At 68.9% G+C, this 13,399-nt stretch carries 22 protein-coding genes and 1 tRNA gene; 17 read left to right on the top strand and 6 right to left on the bottom strand.

Annotation, left to right across the window (positions count from 1 at the left end; genetic code table 11):
• Nucleotides 1–58: 58 nt before the first annotated feature.
• Both ACYQ77_RS00445 and ACYQ77_RS00440 read right to left on the bottom strand, forming a co-directional pair.
• A complete protein-coding gene (locus tag ACYQ77_RS00445) occupies nucleotides 59–724 on the bottom strand; it encodes a YdcF family protein (RefSeq protein WP_459706264.1) in 666 nt (221 codons plus the stop codon).
• A gap of 9 nt (nucleotides 725–733) precedes the next feature.
• Nucleotides 734–1,498, bottom strand: coding sequence for a GntR family transcriptional regulator (locus tag ACYQ77_RS00440; protein ID WP_459706263.1), 765 nt, complete (start codon nucleotides 1,496–1,498; stop codon nucleotides 734–736).
• Between the two features lie 217 nt (nucleotides 1,499–1,715).
• Here ACYQ77_RS00440 and ACYQ77_RS00435 point away from each other — a divergent pair, with 217 nt between their 5' ends.
• From ACYQ77_RS00435 to ACYQ77_RS00365, 15 genes are all read left to right on the top strand, one after another.
• Entirely contained in the window at nucleotides 1,716–2,072 is a 357-nt protein-coding gene (locus ACYQ77_RS00435; protein WP_459706262.1) for a hypothetical protein, read from the top strand.
• A 219-nt stretch (nucleotides 2,073–2,291) separates the two neighbouring features.
• Nucleotides 2,292–2,471, top strand: a complete 180-nt coding sequence (locus tag ACYQ77_RS00430; protein ID WP_459706260.1) for a hypothetical protein — start codon at nucleotides 2,292–2,294, stop codon at nucleotides 2,469–2,471.
• Nucleotides 2,471–2,647, top strand: coding sequence for a hypothetical protein (locus ACYQ77_RS00425; protein ID WP_459706258.1), 177 nt, complete (start codon nucleotides 2,471–2,473; stop codon nucleotides 2,645–2,647). Before ACYQ77_RS00430 ends, ACYQ77_RS00425 begins: the two co-directional genes overlap by 1 nt.
• Nucleotides 2,648–2,914, top strand: a complete 267-nt coding sequence (locus tag ACYQ77_RS00420; RefSeq protein WP_459706256.1) for a hypothetical protein — start codon at nucleotides 2,648–2,650, stop codon at nucleotides 2,912–2,914. It abuts the gene before it with no gap.
• Between the two features lie 6 nt (nucleotides 2,915–2,920).
• Nucleotides 2,921–3,184, top strand: a complete 264-nt coding sequence (locus ACYQ77_RS00415) for a hypothetical protein (protein WP_459706254.1) — start codon at nucleotides 2,921–2,923, stop codon at nucleotides 3,182–3,184.
• The gene (locus ACYQ77_RS00410) at nucleotides 3,184–3,387 is read left to right on the top strand and encodes a hypothetical protein (RefSeq protein WP_459706253.1); all 204 of its coding nucleotides are present in this window, start codon (nucleotides 3,184–3,186) and stop codon (nucleotides 3,385–3,387) included. Before ACYQ77_RS00415 ends, ACYQ77_RS00410 begins: the two co-directional genes overlap by 1 nt.
• Before the next feature lie 102 nt (nucleotides 3,388–3,489).
• Nucleotides 3,490–4,878, top strand: a complete 1,389-nt coding sequence (locus tag ACYQ77_RS00405; RefSeq protein WP_459706251.1) for an FtsK/SpoIIIE domain-containing protein — start codon at nucleotides 3,490–3,492, stop codon at nucleotides 4,876–4,878.
• Between the two features lie 2 nt (nucleotides 4,879–4,880).
• Nucleotides 4,881–5,132 (top strand): hypothetical protein, encoded by a 252-nt coding sequence (locus tag ACYQ77_RS00400; protein WP_459706250.1) that lies wholly within the window; start codon nucleotides 4,881–4,883, stop codon nucleotides 5,130–5,132.
• A gap of 2 nt (nucleotides 5,133–5,134) precedes the next feature.
• The gene (locus tag ACYQ77_RS00395) at nucleotides 5,135–5,347 is read left to right on the top strand and encodes a hypothetical protein (protein WP_459706248.1); all 213 of its coding nucleotides are present in this window, start codon (nucleotides 5,135–5,137) and stop codon (nucleotides 5,345–5,347) included.
• A complete protein-coding gene (locus ACYQ77_RS00390; protein WP_459706246.1) occupies nucleotides 5,347–5,757 on the top strand; it encodes a hypothetical protein in 411 nt (136 codons plus the stop codon). The genes ACYQ77_RS00395 and ACYQ77_RS00390 overlap by 1 nt, the downstream gene beginning before the upstream one ends.
• Before the next feature lie 5 nt (nucleotides 5,758–5,762).
• Complete coding sequence (locus ACYQ77_RS00385; protein WP_459706244.1) at nucleotides 5,763–5,963, top strand: hypothetical protein; 201 nt, start codon at nucleotides 5,763–5,765, stop codon at nucleotides 5,961–5,963.
• Between the two features lie 23 nt (nucleotides 5,964–5,986).
• Nucleotides 5,987–6,634, top strand: a complete 648-nt coding sequence (locus ACYQ77_RS00380; RefSeq protein ID WP_459706242.1) for a DUF2637 domain-containing protein — start codon at nucleotides 5,987–5,989, stop codon at nucleotides 6,632–6,634.
• A gap of 80 nt (nucleotides 6,635–6,714) precedes the next feature.
• Nucleotides 6,715–8,064 carry a replication initiator gene (locus tag ACYQ77_RS00375; RefSeq protein WP_459706241.1) on the top strand — a complete coding sequence of 450 codons (1,350 nt, stop codon included), beginning with the start codon at nucleotides 6,715–6,717 and terminating at the stop codon, nucleotides 8,062–8,064.
• Complete coding sequence (locus ACYQ77_RS00370; RefSeq protein WP_459706239.1) at nucleotides 8,061–8,246, top strand: helix-turn-helix transcriptional regulator; 186 nt, start codon at nucleotides 8,061–8,063, stop codon at nucleotides 8,244–8,246. Before ACYQ77_RS00375 ends, ACYQ77_RS00370 begins: the two co-directional genes overlap by 4 nt.
• Nucleotides 8,246–9,424, top strand: coding sequence for a tyrosine-type recombinase/integrase (locus ACYQ77_RS00365; RefSeq protein ID WP_459706237.1), 1,179 nt, complete (start codon nucleotides 8,246–8,248; stop codon nucleotides 9,422–9,424). Before ACYQ77_RS00370 ends, ACYQ77_RS00365 begins: the two co-directional genes overlap by 1 nt.
• A 64-nt stretch (nucleotides 9,425–9,488) precedes the next feature.
• On the opposite strand, the gene ACYQ77_RS00360 is transcribed toward ACYQ77_RS00365, so the two are convergent.
• Both ACYQ77_RS00360 and ACYQ77_RS00355 read right to left on the bottom strand, forming a co-directional pair.
• Nucleotides 9,489–9,564: transfer RNA gene (locus ACYQ77_RS00360), tRNA-Lys, on the bottom strand.
• A gap of 43 nt (nucleotides 9,565–9,607) precedes the next feature.
• Nucleotides 9,608–11,059, bottom strand: a complete 1,452-nt coding sequence (locus tag ACYQ77_RS00355) for an FAD-binding protein (protein WP_459706235.1) — start codon at nucleotides 11,057–11,059, stop codon at nucleotides 9,608–9,610.
• A 133-nt stretch (nucleotides 11,060–11,192) separates the two neighbouring features.
• On the opposite strand from ACYQ77_RS00355, the gene ACYQ77_RS00350 reads away from it, so the two are divergent.
• Nucleotides 11,193–11,603: a helix-turn-helix domain-containing protein gene (locus ACYQ77_RS00350; protein ID WP_459706233.1), complete on the top strand. Its 411-nt coding sequence runs from the start codon at nucleotides 11,193–11,195 to the stop codon at nucleotides 11,601–11,603.
• 3 nt (nucleotides 11,604–11,606) lie between these two features.
• Here ACYQ77_RS00350 and ACYQ77_RS00345 read toward each other — a convergent pair whose 3' ends face one another.
• Together ACYQ77_RS00345 and ACYQ77_RS00340 are read right to left on the bottom strand one after the other, a co-directional pair.
• Entirely contained in the window at nucleotides 11,607–11,963 is a 357-nt protein-coding gene (locus ACYQ77_RS00345) for a hypothetical protein (protein WP_459706231.1), read from the bottom strand.
• The gene (locus tag ACYQ77_RS00340) at nucleotides 11,960–12,505 is read right to left on the bottom strand and encodes an RNA polymerase sigma factor (protein ID WP_459706230.1); all 546 of its coding nucleotides are present in this window, start codon (nucleotides 12,503–12,505) and stop codon (nucleotides 11,960–11,962) included. The genes ACYQ77_RS00345 and ACYQ77_RS00340 overlap by 4 nt, the downstream gene beginning before the upstream one ends.
• 160 nt (nucleotides 12,506–12,665) lie before the next feature.
• Between ACYQ77_RS00340 and ACYQ77_RS00335 the strand changes: the two genes are divergently transcribed.
• Nucleotides 12,666–13,391: a class I SAM-dependent DNA methyltransferase gene (locus ACYQ77_RS00335; RefSeq protein ID WP_459706228.1), complete on the top strand. Its 726-nt coding sequence runs from the start codon at nucleotides 12,666–12,668 to the stop codon at nucleotides 13,389–13,391.
• Nucleotides 13,392–13,399 lie beyond the last annotated feature (8 nt).

The following is a 13,399-nucleotide window of genomic DNA, read 5'->3' as shown; positions in this document are numbered from 1 at the left end:
CAAGTAGAGAAAGTCTGAACACACCAGCCGTCGCAGGTGGACGACCGGCGTGGACTGATCAGGCGGCTTCGGGAATGAGGTGCGCCGTATACCCGGCGGCGACTAGGCGTTCGTAGGCTGCCTGAACCTCGGCGGGGATGTGCTGCGGGATGGCGTAGCCGTGTTCCGCGTGTAGGCGGATGCGTTGTGTGTCGCCGACCATTACGTTGATCATTCGGGGGATGTCGCCAATGCCTGCCGCGTAGGTGTCGAGGTCGACTTGTTGGGACGTGCACACCACCTCGACCTCCGGCCACAGCTTCCGACACGTGGCATACGCACGACGCTCCTGGTATGGGCGCGAAATGAGCATGACCGACTTCGGCGTGAGGCCCTCGGCGCGCAACAGGTCGCGCGTGAAGGTCATGTTCTCGCCGGTGTTCCGGGCCTTCGGCTCGACCCGGATCGCCTGGTCGGGCACGCCTTCCTCCAGCGCGCGTTCCCGGTAGTGCACCGCCTCACCGCGCGGGAAGCGATCGATGGTCGTCGGCGCGTTGGCACCGGTGAACACGATCAGCGGGAACAGGCTCCGCTTGTACAGTTCGGCCGTTCGTACCGCGACACCGATGTCGTGGCTCCCGAGGCCGATGCCGGCGTCCGTGTGCCGCAACTCGTGCCCCAGACGGTGGTAGCGCCACAGGGTCTCCACGTCGTCGTGGACCTTGGCAGGAATGGTGTCGGGCACGGTTCCTCCTTAGTCGGGGAGCTTGAAGCTGTACGTCCACGAGAAGCGGCTTGCGGCGTGGATACCCCGCGCAAACTCGATAGGCACGTCGTCGGCGGTGTACGTCGTGCGATGGAGGACCATGACGGGTTCTCCGGCCGGTAGCTCCAGCTCCTCCAGCTCGTCGGGCGTTGGCATGCGAGCATGGAACGTCTCGGTCATGTGGTCTGGCTCCAAGCCCTGCATGGTGAGGACTGCGAACCCGCCGCCTGGCGTAGCGGTACCTGGCTTCGAGTCCACCAGCGGCGTGCCCTCGACATGGTCGGGCCGGTAGTAGCTCGTGAGGGTGTGCGTGGGGACACCTGCGTCCTTGATCAGGCGGGCGCGCTCGTAGACAGGCGAGCCTGGCTCGATGCCGAGCGCTTTGGCTGCCTCGGCATCCGCGTCGACACGCTGGACCTCGTTGGTTTGGTCGTCGCGCTTCCAAGCCCGGCCGGACGCCTCCCGGTCTGCGGCAAACGCCACCAGGCCGAACTTCCACTTGCTCTTGGCGTAGCGCTCGATACCAAGCCTCCGCATGGGCGGACGTGCCCGGACTACCGTCCCCTTGCGCCGGACAGGTGTCACCAGCCCTTCGGCTTCGAGCACGCTCACGGCTTTGCGGACCGTGTTGACGTTGACGCCATGTTCGGCTGCGATCTCGTCTTGCTTGGGCAGGGTGCTACCAGCCGGGTACGTCCCGGCCTGGATGGCGTCCCGCAACGCCGACGCCAGCTCGCGGTAGCCGATGCCCATACAGCCTCCACATGTCGTCGATAGCTGTGGATGACATCTCCGCAGCTCAGACACCGCCGGGCGGTCACTGATGACGGGCCGCCTCCACATGTCGCGATAACTCTATCTCTACTCGTCTACCTGAGGAAGTTGGATAGATAGAACTAGCTCTATTGACAGGTGTTGTGAGGCGATGTTCAATAGAGATAGCTCTAACGATGAGCCTCAGGAGGCGCACATGCTGCAGAACATCCCCGTCGAGCTGTCCGGCCACAAGGTGCTGGTGACAGAGGCTCCGACGGTGAAGACCCGGGAGGGCGAGAACGGTCAGCCGGAGGTCGTTACGGACCGCCGTACCGGCGCGACGCAGTTCGTGGTGGCGCTGTTCGTGAAGCCGCGGCCCAACGGTGAGGGCTACGCGGGCAAGGGTGCGGAGATCAAGTGCACGTTGGAGACGGACCCGGGTGACGAGGTGTCCGAGGGTGACCTGGTGGAGCTGATCAACCCGCGTGTGTCGCATTGGGAGAACGAGCTGAACGGCCGACAGATGTCGGGCCTGGCGTGGCGCGCGACGGGGATCAAGCCGATCGCCTGATCCTCCCTTCCGCCGAATAACCGATTTCGAGCGTTTTTTCTAAGCCGTTTTCTGGGCTGCTTGTTCTTTGAGAATTCCACAGTGGGCCGATCTATGCCTTCTTCCGGCGCTGCAAGAGGTGTCGGGAGAGGAAGGGTTTCGTTTGTTCCCGCGCTGGTCGTTGTGGCTGGTGCGGGGGCATTCGTGGCGCTTTCTGTTGGCAGGAAGGGAGGTTGGGCGGTGACGCGGAGAGTCCGGCCGGTCGTGGTGCGGCAGCGGATCGTGGAGCGGCTGGAGCGTGAGCGGGTGCGGATGGAGTCGTGCCCCGATGAGGAGTTGTTGGTGTCGCCGGTGTGGCGGCAGGGCTATGTGGCGGGGTTGCGGGTCGCACGGGTGATCGTGCGGGAAGGCGGCGAGTAATGCGGGAGATCGAGCGGATTATCGAGGCGGCGAACGACGCGTACCGGGAGTTCGCGGCGACCAATCCGGACCGGGAAGTGCGGGATCTGGTGCGCAACGCGGTGCGGTTCCTAACGGTGGATCTGACGACGGCAGCGGAGTTCGCGTCCGTTGCACTCATCAGGGGGGCGGCCTAGGTGGGTGCGCACGGCAGCCTCGACCAGGAGTCGAGTCGACGGGTAGCGGATTCGGCCGGCAAAGCGGTGGGGTACCTGCTGCTGGCTGAGGAGCACCTGTGGGACATGAAGGACGTATTGGGCGCGATGCCGACTGCAGGTGAGGAGTGCGAGAAGGACGCGGTTCGGTACGTGCACGCGTTGGCCGAACACGTATGGACGGGCCGCCGTCACGTGATCGAGATCAGCGAGCAGTTGCTCGCGAAGCATCAGTGCGAGGAAAGGTGATCGAAGGTGCAGATCGAGTCGATCAATCGGAAGGCGCGGGAGCGGTACGCGTCGTTTGTGTCCGCGATGGACATGGTGCGTGAGGCGCTGGACAACCTGACTCCGCTGATCGCGAAGGTTCGCGAGCGCTCAGGCGGTTCGGGGTGGACGGTGCCGACCCGGGAGGAGCTGGCCGGGATGAAGCGGACCGTGGGTGAGGAGCTGGAGCGGTTGCGGTCCAAGACGAAGAAGTACGAGGCGGAGCTGGTTTCGCGGGAGTGGAGGCTCTGATGTCGCAGCAGGTGGACCGGGCCGTGGAGGACGTGGACAAGGCGATGGCGATGCTGCGGCAGGCGATCCGCCTGGTCCCGGCGCGACGGCAGGCGTTCAAGGCGAACCATGACCGGATGGCGCGTGAGATGGCGCGGTTGACGGTGGCGCTGATGGATGCGCGCCCGGCGATCGAGCCGGACAAGAAGCGGCGTAAGCGCTAACGGGACAGCAGAACAAGTCCAGGCAGAGAGTCGGCCCCGATCAACCCCAGCGGTGGGTGGTCGGGGCCTTCTCATGCCTGCATGACGGGAGGTGAACGGATCGTGAGCAAGACGAGCCGCGGGAACGCGGGCAAGCAGGAGTCGACACGTCGGCCCGGTGCGGAGTGGCGTGCCGCTGGATGGGCTGTGCGGCACCCGGCGAGCCTGGTGGTGCCGGGTGCTCTCGGCTGGGGCTGCGCTGAGCTGGGGCCGCAGACGATGGGGATCGGGGCTGGGGTAGCCGCTGCGGCGGTCGGCGCGTGGTACCGCGGGCATCCGAACAGCTTCGACCGGTTGGTCACGCCGCGGGTGCGGTCGGCGCGGCGGCGGTGGTGGACCTATGCGGGTGGCCGGTGGCGCAAGGCCATGACCGACTGCGAGCTGTTCACCACGCACCGCAAGACCGGCGCGGACCATTTCCCGCGGGTGCTCAAGGTGCGGGCGCACTCGCCGACCGTGGACACGGTGTGGGTGGAGCTGGCCCGCGGCCAGTCCGTGCGGTCGTTCACGGATCGGGTGGAGGAGCTGTGCGCGGCGCTCAACGTGGAGCGGGTCGGGATCGAGAAGGTCAAGCCGCGGGTGATCGGGCTCGTGGTGCAGCACGCCGAACCGTTCACCGAGGTCATCGACGCGCCGGAGATGCCGGCGGAATCCGACGCGGTGGACCTGTCCTCGATCTACCTCGGGGACGACGAGTTCGGCGGGGAGTGGCGCGAGTCGCTCAAGGGCAACCACTGGTTCGTCGCCGGTGCCACCGGGGCGGGCAAGAACAGCATCGGCTGGTCGCTGCTGCGCACCCTCGCGCCCTTGTTGCGGGATGGGCTGGTGCGGCTGTGGGTGTGCGACCCCAAGCAGATGGAGTTCGCCAAGCTCGCGCCGATCGCGCACCGCTACGCGGCCACCGATGAGGACTGCGCCGACCTGATCGCCGACTACGTCGAGGACCTCAAAGAGGGTCAGAGCCGCCTGGGCGGCAAGGGCAAGCGCACCCTCACCGTGTCCGCCGAGACGCCGGTCAATCTGCTGATCGCCGACGAGATGGGTGCGCTGCTCGCTTACGGCGACTACGCCCGGGACAACCGGCGCAACCTCGCCATCGTGGGGTCGCAGGGCCGCTCGTCGGGGCACCACATGGTCGGGTTCGTCCAGGAACCCACCAAGGACACGGTGCCGGTGCGGGACCTGTTCACCGTGCGGGTGTGCCTGCGGCTGACCTCGGCCGGTCAGGTTGACGGCGTGCTCGGGGAAGACGCGCGGCTGCGCGGTGCGCTCGCCGACGAGATCCCCAACATCCCGGAAACCGCGGGCATCGGCTACGTCGTCCGTCCGCGCACGCGGGTCCCGATGCGGGTCCGCGCGGCCTATGTCGACGACCGCGAGATCGATCAACTTGTCAACTTCGTCCGCACCGGCAGCTCGGGCGGACGCGTCAGCCTGGAAGTGGTGGCATAACCATGCCTTACAACAGTGAGCGCTCGGCGGTCATGCTGGGCTTCGTTGTCCTGTTCGTACTCGCGGTCTTCACGATGGCGGTGCCGGTCGTCGGATACATCCTGCTCGCCCTGGTCATCCTGGCGGGTCTCGCCCTGGTCGGCGGGTTCGTGGCGATGTGGTGGCAGACCCGCTGGCAGCCCCTCGACGACCGGCACCGCCCGGCCCGCCCGGCCGCATCGGTGACGGCGTCTAGTGAGCGGGAGGTGGCGTGATCATGCTGCGCACGACAGGACAACTGATCGGGACCTGGCTGCGGGTCACGTTCTTCCTCGGGCTCGCGGTGCTGATCGTCGGCTGGATCTGGGGCTTCGGCTCCGGTTGGTTCGTGCTGGCCGTCATCGCCGCGGTCGTCGTCGAGCTGCTGGCACTCCGTGGGCTGGCGCGTGAGTGGGTGTTCGAGGCACGGGGCCGCTGGTGGTGGTTGTGATGGCCGATCAGCTCGACCTGTTCGCCACCCGCACCGACCCGGCTGCGGCCCCGGCAGACAGTCCACGCGGCCGTCGGCGGCGTTCCCGGTCGACGGGCCGCCCGGAGGTCGCCGCGGAGGTGCTCGCCGAGGTGCACCACGGCCGGTACGGGCTGCTCGACGACGGCGACCGGTACGTGGTGTTCGAGGACGACACCCGCGTCCGGCTCGCCACCGACGAGAACGTGCTGGCCTCCCTCGCCGCGAACGGCTACGTCGAACGCCGCCCGATCCGGGACACCGTGTCCTGCCGGCACGGCGCGATCCGCCGACCCGTGACGCCGCTGCGGCTGACCAAACGGGGACACGACCTGATGCACCGGTGGGGCGCGCTCGCTTCCTACCGCACGGCAACCTCCGGAAAGGACTAACACCCATGTCCGCTACCGACACGGCCGCGTCCCGCTACGACGACGCGATCCGCCGCCTCGACGAGGTCATCAAGACCATCGAGGACGTCCCCGCCAACAGCCTCCCGCACGAGCACTACCGCACCTCGGTCCGGCTCCTGCGAGACGCCTACGACCTGTGGCGCGGGCTGTCCGCCGCCCGCGACGCGCTCACGGGTTCCGGCTGACACCACAGAGAGGAGAACGGGCCATGCGCGGCAAGCTCGCCGACGTGATCCGGATCGGTGTCGCGGTCATCCTCGGCGGGATCGGCGCGGCGGCCGGGTTCACCCACACCCACGACTGGGCTGTCTCTCACGGCCAAACCGGGTGGCTGGCCTGGGCAACGGCGGTGGTCATCGAGGGCATGGCCGTGGTCGCCGGGTTCGAGATCCACCACGACCGGGCCGCGGGCCGCCCGTACGCGCTCCCGGCGACCGTGCTGGTGTTCGGGGTGCTGGTCCAGATGACCGCCCAGGTCGCCGAGGCTGAACCGTCCCCGGCTGGGTGGCTGGTCGCCGCGATGCCCGCGTTGGGCTTCCTCGCGGTCGTCAAGCTTCTCATGCGGCGCGCACCGTCCACACCACCCGCACCCGTGGAGACGACGCAGCGGGCTGAACCGCCAGAGGAAGCACCCGCACCGCGCCCGGCACCGGAGACGGCGGCCGTTCCTCGAGTGCGACTGCCCGCCGACATCACCGCCCGCATCGACGCCGCCATCACCGCGGCACGGGAAGAGGGCCGCGAACCCTCGATCGAGGACATCCAGCGCGTTGCCCGCGTGCCTGCCGACCTGGCGCGGCGCGTGCTCGCCGACCGCCCACCGACCAACGGGCACCCGATTCCCGCGATCGACTGACCCGCACAACGTCAGGGCGGGACACGGTCACCGGCTGTGTCCCGCCCTCGTCGTCGTGCCCAACTTGGAGGTGATTCCGCATGTGGACGGTCGAGGACCGCATCCGCGCCCGGCTCCAATCAGCCGACTACGGCGACTGGCGCGCCCGCGTGGAAGCCATCGGCGGCTGTGCCAAACCGATCCTGCTCACCGGGGGCTCCACCCTCATGCACACACCCAGCGGGCAGGTGATCGACGAACACAGCGGCACCGCGTGGGCGCCCTGCGGCAACCGGCGCGCCGCGGTCTGCCCGACCTGCTCGGACCGGTACGCCGCTGACGCGTTCCATCTCATCCGCGCCGGGCTGTCCGGTGGGTCCAAGGGTGTGCCGGAGTCGGTCACCGACCGGCCCCGCGCGTTCGTCACCCTCACCCCACCCTCGTTCGGGCAGGTGCACAACCGGGCGTTCTCCAGCGGTGGGCGGCCGTTGCGGTGCCCGTGCGGGGAACGGCACCACGAGCACGATCCGCGCATCGGCGCACCGCTCGACGCCGACCGGTACGACTACATCGGCGCGGTGCTCTGGCAGGCACACACCGGCGTCCTGTGGCACCGGTTCGTCACCCGCCTACGCCGCGAGATCGCCAAACGCGCTGGCATCCGCGTCCGCGACTTCGCACAGGTCGCCCGCGTCTCGTACGGCAAGGTCGCGGAGTACCAGCGGCGCGGGCTCGTCCACTTCCACGCCGTCGTGCGCCTCGACGGCCCCGAGGGCGCGACCACTCCACCTCCGGCGTGGGCCACGGCCGAACTGCTCGACGAGTCCGTGCGGGCCGCTACTGGTGCCGTGGTGGTGAAGACCTCCCGGCCGGACGGGTCCGCTCTCACGCTGGCATGGGGTGGACAAGTCGACATCCGGCCGATCGTCCGCACGTCCGAAGTGGAGGACGACGATGGCCAGATCAGTGAACAGCGACTCTCGGGCTACATCGCTAAGTACGCCACCAAGGGCACCGGCAAGACCGAAGCCGCCGACCGACCGATCCGGTCCCAACTGGACATCGACCACCTACGGGTCTCCGACCACCACAGGCGCATGATCCAAACTGCCTGGGACCTCGGCGGACTGGAGTCCTACCAGGACCTCAACCTGCGGCGCTGGGCGCACATGCTCGGGTTCCGCGGCCACTTCCTCACCAAATCCCGCGCCTACTCCACCACGTTCAAGACCCTCCGCGGGGACCGCCAAGCCCACCGACTCGCCGAACGCCTGACCGCCCTGGGCATCCCGCCTGAGGACTTCGACGACATCACCGTGATCAACGACTGGGAATTCACCGGCACCGGCTACACCGACGACGCAGAACGCGAACTCGCCGCGGCCATCGCCGACCGCACACGACAAGCACGCCTCAACCGGCACCGAACAGAACAGGAACAAGCAGCATGAACACCAACAAACTGTGGGGCATCAAAGACGTCGCCGAATACCTCGGCATCCCCGAACAGACCCTCTACCAGTGGCGAACCAAAGGCTACGGCCCGCCCGGACGCCGCGTCGGCAAGTACGTCAAGTACTTCCCCGCGGACGTGATCGAGTGGTTCGAGAAGCTTCCCGCGGAGGTGGCCTGATGCCTCGTCCGCCGCTTCCGGTGGGCACGCACGGCAAGATCACCACGTACGAGGTCGCACCGGACAAGTTCCGCGCTCGCTGCGGCTATCGGCACTACGACGGCAAGGTGTACCCCGTCGAGCGCTACGGCACGTCGCGGGCGCAAGCCGAGCGCCGGTTGAAGGAAGCTATCCGGGACTGGAAGGCTCCGGCCGCGGCTGGCGAGTTCGGGCCGAACAGCCGGTTCCGCGAGATCGCGATGGGGTGGCTTGCCGAGTACGAGCGGGACGCCGACCGCGGGTTCAACTCGTGGGGCTCGGTTGACACGTACAAGAACCGGCTGACGGTGATCGTGCTGCCGAAGATCGGGGAACTGCGGGCGCACGAGATCGAGGCGTCACCGGTGGTCCTCGACCGGGTGTGCCAGACCACGCGAGATGAGAAGAGCGCCAGTTCCGCCAAGATCGTGAAGTCGGTGATCCGGAACGTCTGCATGTTCGGCGTCCGGGTCGGCGCGTTCGAGACCAACCCGGCGCGCGACATCGGGCGGATCGAGTCGAAGAAGGCCAGGAACCGACCGGCCAAGCCGCGGGCTATGACCGCCGACGAGGTGTTCGACCTGCTCGGCAAGCTCGACGCCGACGAGGCCGCGGTGGCCGCCGACCTGCCCGACCTCGTGCGGCTGTTCCTCGCCACCGGAGAGCGGACCGGCGAGGCGCTCGCGGCCGACTGGGCGGACTTCGACCCCGACGCCAAGCAGCTCACCATGTCGGGCAACGTCATCCGGGCCACCGGGAAGGGGAAGATCCTCAACCGCGGCAAGACCGACAACGCGGTGCGGCCGATCCCGCTCGCCGACTGGTGCGTGCGGATGCTCGTCGACCGGCACGATGCCCTCGGCTGCCCGACGGCAGGGCCGATCTTCCCCAGCTCGACCGGCACCATCCGGGAGGCCAGCAACGTCCGCAACCGGGCGTGGAACCCGTTCAAGCAACGCGCCGGGTACGAGTGGGTCACCTTCCGCACGTTCCGGAAGACCGTGGCGACGCTGCTCGACGCGGCCGGACTGACCGCGCGCCAGATCGCCGACATCCTCGGCCACGCGCACCCGTCGATGACGCAGGACGTCTACATGGGCCGCGGCGCGGTCAGCCGAGAGGGCGCGGACGCCCTGCACGCCGCCCTCGGCCGTGAGTAAACCGGGGGTTTTCTGGGGGCGCGATCATGGACCGTGGGCGCAGGGCCTTCGTGACCAGGCCGTTTGGTGGGCCGCCTGGGGCTCGAACCCAGAACCTACGGATTAAAAGTCCGCAGCTCTACCAATTGAGCTAACGGCCCGTGGGGGTCATGCTACCCAGGGCCTGGCGAGCCGCGGTGGGGGCTATCGGAAGATCGCCTGGCCTGGGGTGAGGACGTTCTTCGGGTCGTAGGTGTGCTTGGCCGCGCGGAACGCGGGCCACACCGGGCCGTAGTGCCGCTTCCAGTCCTCCTCCGTCAGTTCGATGGCGCCCACCGGGTAGTGGGTCCCGCCGACGGCGACCACGCGGTCGTACTGCGCGCGGTTGACGGCGAGCAGCCTTCGGGTCTCCGCGTCGTCGGGAGGGCTGACCGCCCTGAGCAGGGCCAGGAGGAACACGACCGGGCTGTCCGGGAGCCGGACGAAGGGCTGGCGGATGACGTCGTTGGCGACCGGGTACAGCAGGACGACACCACCCGCGTCGGCCGGTGTGGTCTCGGCCAGGACGTCCGCCACGTAGGCGTCGGTGGCCTCGTCGGGGATGAAGACGTTGATCCACGGGCCGGGCATGCGCAGGGGCAGGAGCTGCTGGACGAGGTCGTAGATCCGGTTGAGCCACGCGAAGTACGGCATGTCCGTGATCTCGACCGCGGCCGGGGCGAGGTCGGCGGTGAGTGCCTCGTTGTCCGGTTCGGACGGTGGGGTGTAGTACTGCACGCCCTCGAGCAGGTACGTCCAGCCGCCGTCGGCCGGGATGAGCTGGCCCTCCAGGTAGCTGAAGCGGCGATCGGCGAGTGCCTTGCGCTGCGCGGCGGTCATGGACGGCAGGTCGGGGTAGGTCAGGTGGTACACCCGCGCCGTCGTCTCGGCCGGGATCAGGCGGACCGTGGCCCTCGCGATCACCGCGAACTGGCCGAGTCCGCCGAGCACCGCGTGGAACAGGGCCGGGCGGATGGACGGGGTGCACCGCACGATCTCGCCGGTGCCGGTCACGACCTCCAGCGCCAGGACGTTGTCGACCAGCAGGCCGTGGTGGGAGGTGGCGCCGCCGATGCCGCCGAGGGACAGGGTGCCGCCGACGGACAGGCCCAGGTAGTCGGTGGCGACGGGCGGGGTCTGGCCCTGCGCGAGCGTGGCCTTGATCAGGTCCAGCCACTGCACACCCGCGTCGACGACGGCGTGGCCGGTGCCGATGCGGTGGATGGTGGCGAGCGTGCGCGAGTCGATGACGATGCCGCCGCCCGCCTGCGCCTGGCCGAACGTCGAGTGGCCCTGGCCGCGGGTGGCGACCTTGAGCCCGTGCCGGTTCGCGAAACGGATGACCGTCGCGATGTCTCTGACGGAACCCGGTCGCAGGACGGCGACCGGCATGCGGTGCACGATGTGGCCGTAGTCGTCGGCGGCCTCGGTGCGGGACTCCTCGTCGACGACGAGCTCGCCGTCCAGGCCCGGCACGCGGACGGCGGCCGGCTCGGTCTCGGCGGCGGCTTCGGTCAGCCAGCCGAGGTTGACGGGGTCGAACGCGACGACGGAGGCGGCGGCCGTGGCGGTGGCGCCGGCCAGCACGGCCCGGCGGCTGATCTGCAACTTGCGCACGCGGCGCACCCTAACCCAGAAGTGACCATGAAAGTTCACCCGTTCGCCGGATGGACACCGGCTGGTCGAACCAATGTGTGAGGTTTCGCCGCCCCGCGCGTCTTCCCGGGCAAGAAGGAGATCGGAGGGCGCTATGGGTGGGTACGAGACCTTCGCGGTCATGGTGCGGCGCTGGCGGCACATCGCCAACCTCACGCAGGAGGAGCTCGCCGAACGGTCCGGGCTCAGCCCGCGCAGCATCCAGAACCTGGAGCACGGCCGGGTCAGCAGGCCGCGGCGCGACTCGGTGCGGCTGCTGGCCGACGCGCTGGGGCTGACCGGCGCCGACCGCGCCGCGTTCGAGCACGCGGCACGGCTGGGCGCGGCCGCCCACCCCACCCCGTGGCGCGGGCACGTCACCGGCCTGCGCAAGCTCGTCTCGCAGACCGGCAGGCAGCCCGTCGACCTGCGTGGACTGTCGCACAGCGCGCCGCCGGAAGAGGTGCTCGACCGGCTGCTGGCGGCTTTGGGCGTGGACGAACCGGCGGAAGCGGTCGCCGTCTGACGGTCAGCGTCCCGGGGAGGTGGGGGTGCTGGGGGGACTGGGGGTGGTCGTCGACGGAGCCGGGCTGGTCGTCCGGTCCGGCCCGTCGATGATCATCGTGGGGTCGGTGGGCGGCGCGTCCTCGAGCAACCTGCCCATCACGACGACCCCGCCGAGACCGACGATCCCCACCACCGCGGCGGCGACCGCGAGCGAACGGGTCTTGTGCTTGCGCGGGCGCAGCTCGGTGACCGTCCCGCCGTCGTGTTCGGTGTGCTCGTGCTCGACGTGCACCTCGGCGATGCGTTCCCGCCACCGGTCCAGCCCGGGTGGCGCGTCGATCTCGCCGAAGAGGTCGCGGAGGCGCTGCTCGTCGCTCACGCGGTCACCCCCATGTGCCGCTGCAGGCGGGCCAGGGCCCGTTTGCACGCCATCGTCGCCGCGTGGTCGGACAGCCCCATGACGCCGCCGACCTCGGCGTACGACAGGCCTGCCGCGATGCGCAGACCGAGCACGGTCCGGTCCTTGTCGGACAGGTGGGCCATGGCGGCGAGCACCTGACGCACCTCGTCCCGCACCACGACCTCCCCTTCCACGTCGACCCTCGGGTCGGCCTCCGTCTGCCCGCCGAGGAAACGCGCCACCAGCGCGGACCGCCGGGAGTGCTTGCGCCGGTAGTCGATCACGGCGTTGCGGGCGATCCGCAACAGCCACGACGGCTCCGCCTCCGGTGGCACGTCCGCACCGGCGTAGGCGTGGAACGCGGCCGCGAACACGTCCGCTGCCAGGTCCTCCGCGTCACCCCGGTCACTCACCTGCGAGAGGCAGTACCGGTACACGCGGGCTGCGTGGTCGCGGTACACCTGCTCGAACGGCCTCGTCCTGGACTCGGCCGCGTCTTCAGGGAGAACGCGTGAGCTCACGAAATCTCACACCCCGATTCCCCAGTCGCATGAAGGTGAGCAAGCCTAACAATCGCGACGGCGCGAATCGACGTTCAAACCGTTACCGAGACCGGTGTAACGGTTTCGTCGTGGACCGAAAGCGTTGGCACCGCCGTGGGGCGGTGCCACCTTGGTCGGCATGGCTACTTTCGATCCGCGCCTGTACGGGGCGCGCTGGGCGGACAACTACGACGAGTGGCACAAGGGCCTGATGGACGACGAGGGCGCGGTCGCGGCGCTGGCGGGGTTCGCGGCGGACGGGCCCGCGCTGGAGTTCGGCGTCGGCACGGGACGGCTCGCGGTTCCGCTGGCCGAGCGGGGCGTCGACGTGACCGGCGTCGACATCTCACCGGAGATGCTGGCGAAACTGAAGGAGAAGTCGTCCGCCGTGACGGTGGTCGAGGCCGACATGGCGACGGTGTCGCTGGAGCGCGAGTTCGCGGTCGCGTTCATCGCGTTCAACTCGATCTTCATCCTGGAGACGCAGGAGGAACAGGTCGCGCTGTTCCGCAACGCGGCACGGCACCTGCGGCCGGGCGGCCGGTTCGTGCTGGAGACGGTGGTGGTCCAGCCACCGTCGCCGGACCAGGGGAAGCTGTCGGTCGTGAAGGTGATGGCGGACCAGGTCATCCTCGCCGGCGGCACGACCGACCCGGTGACCGGCAACTACACGGGCACGTGGATGGTCGTCAGCCCGGACGGCACGAAGTTCTACCCGCAGGGCGGCAGGAGCTGCACCCACCACGAGATGGACCTGATGGCCCAGCTGGCGGGTCTGGAACGCGAGAACCGCTGGGGCGACTGGAAAGGCACCCCGTTCGGCCCGAAGTCCGAACTGCACATCTCCGTCTACCGCAAGCCGTGAACGACGAA

It is taken from the genome of Actinophytocola sp. KF-1, assembly GCF_054661535.1.
This window is presented reverse-complemented; position numbering and strand designations above follow the sequence as displayed.

Excerpts from the sequence above, each read along its gene's own strand:
- ACYQ77_RS00440 (WP_459706263.1), bottom strand. The coding sequence starts at position 1,498 with ATGGGCATCGGCTACCGCGAGCTGGCGTCGGCGTTGCGGGACGCCATC.
- ACYQ77_RS00435 (WP_459706262.1), top strand. The coding sequence starts at position 1,716 with ATGCTGCAGAACATCCCCGTCGAGCTGTCCGGCCACAAGGTGCTGGTG.
- ACYQ77_RS00425 (WP_459706258.1), top strand. The coding sequence starts at position 2,471 with ATGCGGGAGATCGAGCGGATTATCGAGGCGGCGAACGACGCGTACCGG.
- ACYQ77_RS00410 (WP_459706253.1), top strand. The coding sequence starts at position 3,184 with ATGTCGCAGCAGGTGGACCGGGCCGTGGAGGACGTGGACAAGGCGATG.
- ACYQ77_RS00400 (WP_459706250.1), top strand. The coding sequence starts at position 4,881 with ATGCCTTACAACAGTGAGCGCTCGGCGGTCATGCTGGGCTTCGTTGTC.
- ACYQ77_RS00395 (WP_459706248.1), top strand. The coding sequence starts at position 5,135 with ATGCTGCGCACGACAGGACAACTGATCGGGACCTGGCTGCGGGTCACG.
- ACYQ77_RS00390 (WP_459706246.1), top strand. The coding sequence starts at position 5,347 with ATGGCCGATCAGCTCGACCTGTTCGCCACCCGCACCGACCCGGCTGCG.
- ACYQ77_RS00385 (WP_459706244.1), top strand. The coding sequence starts at position 5,763 with ATGTCCGCTACCGACACGGCCGCGTCCCGCTACGACGACGCGATCCGC.
- ACYQ77_RS00380 (WP_459706242.1), top strand. The coding sequence starts at position 5,987 with ATGCGCGGCAAGCTCGCCGACGTGATCCGGATCGGTGTCGCGGTCATC.
- ACYQ77_RS00375 (WP_459706241.1), top strand. The coding sequence starts at position 6,715 with ATGTGGACGGTCGAGGACCGCATCCGCGCCCGGCTCCAATCAGCCGAC.
- ACYQ77_RS00370 (WP_459706239.1), top strand. The coding sequence starts at position 8,061 with ATGAACACCAACAAACTGTGGGGCATCAAAGACGTCGCCGAATACCTC.
- ACYQ77_RS00365 (WP_459706237.1), top strand. The coding sequence starts at position 8,246 with ATGCCTCGTCCGCCGCTTCCGGTGGGCACGCACGGCAAGATCACCACG.
- ACYQ77_RS00350 (WP_459706233.1), top strand. The coding sequence starts at position 11,193 with ATGGGTGGGTACGAGACCTTCGCGGTCATGGTGCGGCGCTGGCGGCAC.
- ACYQ77_RS00335 (WP_459706228.1), top strand. The coding sequence starts at position 12,666 with ATGGCTACTTTCGATCCGCGCCTGTACGGGGCGCGCTGGGCGGACAAC.